This window comes from Streptomyces sp. MBT65 (assembly GCF_016612545.1).
In the GTDB taxonomy this organism is placed as follows: domain Bacteria; phylum Actinomycetota; class Actinomycetes; order Streptomycetales; family Streptomycetaceae; genus Streptomyces.
On record NZ_JAENRY010000400.1, the window covers coordinates 1 to 6185 of the forward strand.

Below are 6185 nucleotides of genomic sequence, written 5' to 3' on the forward strand. Positions count from 1 at the left end.
TGCGGGTGCGGGTGCGGGTGCGGCACAACGACCCTGCCCTGCACGCGAGTTCGGCCTACGGGCACGTATTTTCCAGGCCATGTCCCCGAGACCGGCGGCGGACCGCGTCCCACGTCGGGACACCCCCGGCCCTCGGCCGAACGCGCAACGGCCGTGCACGGGCTGGGAGTTCATCCCGAGCCCGCCCTGCCCGACACCGGCGACGGACCGACCCTGCACCGGAACACACCCCCGCCTCGCCACCGAACGCACAACCACCCCGCACGGCGCGGAAGTTCACCCCGGGCCCACCTCTCCCGAGACCGGCGACGGAAGGCGCCCCGGGTGGAGACGCCTTCCGCCTTTACGCCGCTACCGGGCCGCCACCCCGCCCGGCACCCGTGCGTACCCCGTCGGCCGGGCCGTGAACGTGCCCCGGCCCTGGGTCCTGCTGCGCAATCTCGTTGCGTAGCCGAAGAGTTCGGACAGGGGCACGGTCGCGGTGACGGTCGCCGAGGTCGTGCGGGTGGTCGAGGCGGTGACGCGGCCTCGGCGGGCGGCGAGGTCGCCGAGAACCGCGCCGACCGCGTCCTCCGGGACGGTGACCGTGACCTCGACGACCGGTTCGAGGAGGGCCGTCTCGCAGGTGCGCAGGGCTTCGCGCAGGCCGAGGCGGCCGGCCGTGCGGAACGCCTGCTCCGAGGAGTCCTTCACATGGGTCGCCCCGTCGGTCAGCGTGACGCGCAGCCCGGTCACCGGGAAGCCGCCGATCGGCCCCTCGGTGAGGGCGTCACGGCACCCGGCCTCCACCGAGCGGACGTACTCCTGCGGCACCCGCCCGCCGACGACGGCCGAGCGGAACTCGAAGCCGAGGTCGGGGCCGTCGAGCGGTTCCACGTCCAGCACCACATGCGCGAACTGCCCTGATCCGCCGTCCTGTTTGACGTGCCGGTAGACCAGTCCGGACACTCCGCGCACGACGGTCTCCCGGTAAGAGACCCTCGGGCGGCCCACGTTGACCTCCACGCCGGTGGCCAGGCGGATCTTCTCCACCGCGACCTCCAGGTGCAGTTCGCCCATGCCGGACAGGACCGTCTGGCCGGTCTCGGTGTCGGTCCGTACGACCAACGACGGGTCCTCCTCGGCCAGTCGGGCGAGCGCCGACGCCAGCCGGTCGGTGTCGGTGCTCCGCAGCGCCTCGACCGCCACCGAGACCACCGGGTCGGCGACCGTGGGCGGTTCGAGGACGAGCGGCGCGTCCGGCGCGCACAGGGTCGAGCCGGCGCGGGCGGACTTGAGTCCGGCCACGGCGACGATGTCCCCGGCGACCGCCCGCTCCAGCCGTTCGTGCCGGTCGGCCTGGACCCGCAGGATGCGCCCGATCCGCTCGGTGCGCCGCGCGCCCGGGTCCCACACCGTGTCTCCTCTCTCGATCGTGCCCGAATAGATCCGCAGATACGTCAGCCGCCCGGCCCCCGCCGCACTCACCTTGAACGCCAGTGCGGAGAAAGGCAGTTGAGGATCGGCCGCCCGCTCCTGCTCGGCTCCTTCGTACGTCCCCCGTACCGGCGGCACGTCCGAAGGCGAGGGCAGATACGCCACCACGGCGTCCAGCAGCGGTTCGATGCCCCGGTTGCGGTAGGCCGAGCCGCACAGCACCACCAGACCGTCCCCGGTGCGGGTCAGGTCGCGCAGCGCCGCGCTCAACGTCTCGGCCGACAGGGCGGATCCGGCGTAGAACTCCTCCAGTGCGACCGGGTGCAGCTCGGCCACCGCCTCCTCCAGCAGCCGCCGACGTCGCCGCGCCTCCTCCAACAGGCCTTCCGGCACCGGGACTTCGGCCATCGAGCCGTCTCCGTCGGCCGTCCACACCAGCGCCCGCAGCCGCAGCAGATCGACGACGCCGGTGAACCCGTCCTCCGTGCCGATCGGCAACTGCACCACCAGCGGCGCCGGATGGAGCCGTTCCCGGATGGACGCGACGGCCGTGTCGAGGTCGGCGCCCGCGCGGTCCAGCTTGTTGACGAAGGCGATGCGCGGCACGCCGTAACGATCGGCCTGGCGCCACACCGACTCGCTCTGCGGCTCCACGCCCGCGACCGCGTCGAACACCGCGATCGCGCCGTCGAGGACGCGCAGCGAACGCTCCACCTCGTCGGCGAAGTCGACATGGCCCGGGGTGTCGATCAGGTTGACCCGGTGGCCGTCCCAGGCGCAGGTGACGGCCGCGGCGAAGATGGTGATGCCGCGGTCGCGTTCCTGGGGGTCGAAGTCGGTGACGGTGGTGCCGTCGTGGACCTCACCGCGCTTGTGGGTCGTCCCGGTGAGGTAGAGGAACCGCTCGGTGACGGTGGTCTTGCCGGCGTCGACGTGGGCGAGGATGCCCAGGTTGCGGACGGCGGAGAGCTGGGTGGTGGGAGGGCGTTCGGTGCGCACGGCCCGTGGCCTTTCGAGAGTGATTCCGTGCAGGGCGGCGCGATTCCCGTACGAGAGCGAGCAGTTGACGTCGTGTCAGATCGCTGTCACGTCACGGGTGTCCGGTGCCGGCCGCGCGGCGGGCACCGGAGGGACGAGGACAGGAGGATCACGGCGGTGCGGTCACGCACGGCGGGCTCCCCTCACTCGTCAACGGATGTGGCGAGTGTAGGGAAGCCCGGGGTGGTGGGGCACCGGATTTTTCCGGTGGACGGGTCAGGAGCAGGTGGGGACGCCGTCGAGCCAGGCCGGTCCCTGGATGTAGATGTTGGTCACCCAGGCCTTGTAGTCGGGCAGGTAGGACCAGGCGTCGTTGGTGTAGCCGTCGGAGGTGACGAGTTCCGCGTGCTTCTGGCACTCGACGCGAATGGAGGTCGGGCCGGGGAAGGCGTAGACGCGGCCGGCGCTGACGGAGGGTGCCGTCTTCGTCCAGACGCCGGTGCCCCAGGTCCGGAAGACATGTCCGGTCACCGCACCGGTGTTGACGCGGACGGCCCCGAAGTAGTCGCCGCCCAGGCGGACATCACTGACCATCAGATGCGTACCGGACTGCCTGGCCTCGACCATCTTGCCCGCGCCGAGGTAGATCGCGATGTGGTGCAGGTCCGCGGAGTCGCCGTAGGCGAGCAGGTCGCCGGGGAGCAGCGGGGCCTGGCCCTGGGCCGCGGTGAAGCGGGCGGCGGCGCGGGTCGTGTAGAACTGCTGGCTCGCGTCCCCGTTGAGGATGTCGGAGCCGGCGGCCTGCGCGTAGGCGTAACGGACGAGACCCGAGCAGTCGAAGCCGAGCCGTTCGGGGTCGTGTTCGCTGGCCGGGTCGGTGGGGTCGACCTGACCGTAGGTGGCGCCGGGCTGCGCGCCGTGGCCGCCGCCCCACGTGTACCAGGTGCCCGCGTCGACCTGGGCGCAGGCCGCGGCGATCGCGCTCTGCGCAGCGGCCGAGGCGCCCGGTGCGAGGACGCCGCAGCCGCTCGCCGCCGGTGCGGCCGGGGCGGCCGGGGCCGCGACGGCCGCGGGTGCCCAGAGGAGGAAGGCGAAGAGTCCGATGAGTGTGCCGATGATTCCGGTCCGCCGGAGCATGCCGGGACCCCCGTTTTCTTTGGTCCGAAAGTGGTCGGGCACCAGCCTGCCGAGCCCGGCCCGGCCGGTCGAGGACCCCGCGTCACCCCACCCCGAGAGGCAACGGGAAACCCTCGGGAAACCCCCTCCCACCAGGGGAGTTCGGCCCCCGCACGGTCAGGGCTTCGCGCACCCGGGGGTGAAGGACACGGGCAGTCCCGGCAGCAGCGTCCTGCGCTCCTCGGGGCGGATCGCCGTGCGCAGCCGGCAGATCCGGGTGAGCTGCGCGCCGGGGTCCAGGTCCCACAGTCGTACGGTCCCGTCGTTGCTGCTGCTGGCGAGGGTCCGGCCGTCGGGCGCGAACGCGACGCCCCACACTGCGTTCGTGTGCCCGGTGAGCGTGGCCCACGGCCGCCGCCCGGACACGTCCCAGAGCCGTACCGTACGGTCGCTGCCGCTGCTCGCGAGGAGGTGGCCGTCCGGCGAGAAGGCGAGGCCGCGCACCGATCCGGTGTGGCCGGTGAGGGAGGCCTCGAAGCGGCGGTGGCGGACGTCCCACAGGCGGACGGTGCCGTCGTTGCTGCTGCTCGCCAGGGTCCGCCCGTCGGGGCTGAAGGCCACGCCCCGGACGGCGCCGGTGTGGCCGGTGAGGGTGGCGAGCGGGCGGTGGGTCGCGGTGTCCCACAGGCGTACGGTCAGGTCGTCGCCCGCGCTGGCGAGGACGCGGCCGTCCGGGCTGTAGGTGACATCGTTGGCAGAGTCCGAGTGGCCTTCGAGGACGGCGAGTTGACGGTGGCTCGCGAGGTCCCACACGCGGACCGTGCGGTCGGCGCCCGCGGAGGCGAGGGTGCGGCCGTCGGGTGCGAACGCGACGGAGAAGACGTCCCCGGTGTGGCCGGTGAGGGGCGCCGACGGGCGGTGCGTGCGGACGTCCCACAGCCGGACGGTGCCGTCCGAGCCCGCCGAGGCAAGGGTGCGCCCGTCCGGCGAGAACGCCACCGAGAACACGCTCTCGCGGTGGCCCGTGAACGTCGTCACGACCCGGTGCCGTGCCACGTCCCACAGCCGTACGGTGTGGTCCGCGTCGGCGGTCGCGAGGAGGGTCCCGTCCGGGCTGTAGACGGCCTGCGAGACCTCGGTGAACGGACGGGCGCTCAGCACCGGGCCGCGCAGGTCCCACAGCACCACCGACTGGTCGAAGCCGCCGGTGGCCAGGGTGGTCCCGGTGGAGTCCACGGCGACGGACATCACGTAGTCGGTGTGTCCGGCGAGGACCGCGGCCGGCCGTCCGGTGCGCACGTCCCACAGCCGGGTCGTGCCGTCGCCGCCCGCGCTGACGACCGTGCTGCCGTCGGGCGTGTAGGCGACCGCGTTGACGTCGTCGCTGTGTCCGGTCAGGGTCGCCGTGGACCGGTGCGTGGCCACGTCCCACAGGCGTACGGTCCGGTCGACGCCCCCGGAGGCCACGCTGTGCCCGTCCGGCGCGAACGCCACCCCGAGCACCTCGTCGGTGTGCCCCTTGAGCACGGCGAGGGAGCGGCCGCGGTCGGTGTCCCACAGGCGTACGGTCCGGTCGGCGCCGCCCGAGGCGAGGGTCCGCCCGTCCGGGGCGTAGGCCAGCGAGTTGACCCGACCGGTGTGCCCGACGAGCCGCACCACGGACGGGTGGTCGCCGCCGATGTCCCACAGCTGGACCGTGCCGTCCTCACCGGCGACCGCGAGGGTACGGCCCCGGGGGTCGAAGGCGAGCGCGCGGGCGCCCGCGGTGCCGGCGGGCAGCAGGGTCCGCAGCCTGTGGTCGGCGGTGCCCCAGATCCGTACCGGCCCGTCCGAGGACGTCGCCGCGACGGTGGCCCCGTCGGGGCCGAAGCCGACCGAGCGGACCCGTCCGGGGAGGCTGAGCGTGGCGGTGGTGCGGTGGTCGGCGGTGCGGCGCAGTTGTACGGTGCCGTGCGCGCCGGCCGTCGCGAGGAGGCTGCCGTCGGGGGCGAAGGCGACCGCGTTCACCGGCCCGTGGCGACCGACGAGACGGGCGGAGAAGGCCTGGGCCTGGGTGCTGAGGAGGGCGCCGCGGGCCTCGGGGGTGCGGTCCGCGCGGTAGGCCTCCTCGGCGAGCAGCATCGACGCCTCGGGCTGGCTGCCGGCCAGCGAGGTGGACTGCACGGCGAGGGCCTGGGAGCGGGCGACGCGCTCCTGGTCGAGGGCGCTGGCGCGCTGCTGGTAGGCGAGCGCGCCGGCCGTCACGGCCAGGCCCAGGAGGACGGCGAGGGTCGCGAACAGGGCCTGCCGTAACCGGATCTGACGTCTCGCCAGATGTTGGCGGGTGTCCTCTTCGGCCTGGCTGGCCCGGAGGAAGGCCTCCTCGCGGGGGCCGAGGCGGGCGCGGCCGTCGAGTTCGTCGGCCCAGGAGCGGACCGTGTCGAGGCGGGTGCCGCGGTAGAGGGCGGACGGGTCGCGGTTCTCGCGCTCCCATTCGGCGGCGGCGTGGGCGAGTTGCTGGTGGATGAGGAGTCCGGCGCGGTCGGCGTGGATCCAGTCGCGCAGCCGGGGCCAGGCGTGCAGCAGGGCCTCGTGGGTGATCTCGACGGTGTCGCTGTCCACGGTGATCAGCCGGGCCCGGACGAAGACGTCGAGGGCGGCCGACGCGGCGTCCGCGTCGGCCGCCCTCGACGTCT

Annotated in this window: 3 protein-coding genes; all 3 read right to left on the reverse strand. The window is 73.7% G+C overall.

All coding sequences use genetic code 11. The features are described from left to right. Nucleotides 1-351 precede the first annotated feature (351 nt). Nucleotides 352-2415, reverse strand: coding sequence for an elongation factor G (fusA, locus tag JHN63_RS46225; RefSeq protein ID WP_200691132.1), 2064 nt, complete (start codon nucleotides 2413-2415; stop codon nucleotides 352-354). Between the two features lie 255 nt (nucleotides 2416-2670). Next, complete coding sequence (locus tag JHN63_RS46230) at nucleotides 2671-3531, reverse strand: C40 family peptidase (protein WP_200691133.1); 861 nt, start codon at nucleotides 3529-3531, stop codon at nucleotides 2671-2673. A 156-nt stretch (nucleotides 3532-3687) separates the two neighbouring features. Then, nucleotides 3688-6185: WD40 repeat domain-containing protein (locus JHN63_RS46235; RefSeq protein ID WP_374223009.1), on the reverse strand; the 2498-nt coding region annotated here is incomplete at its 5' end.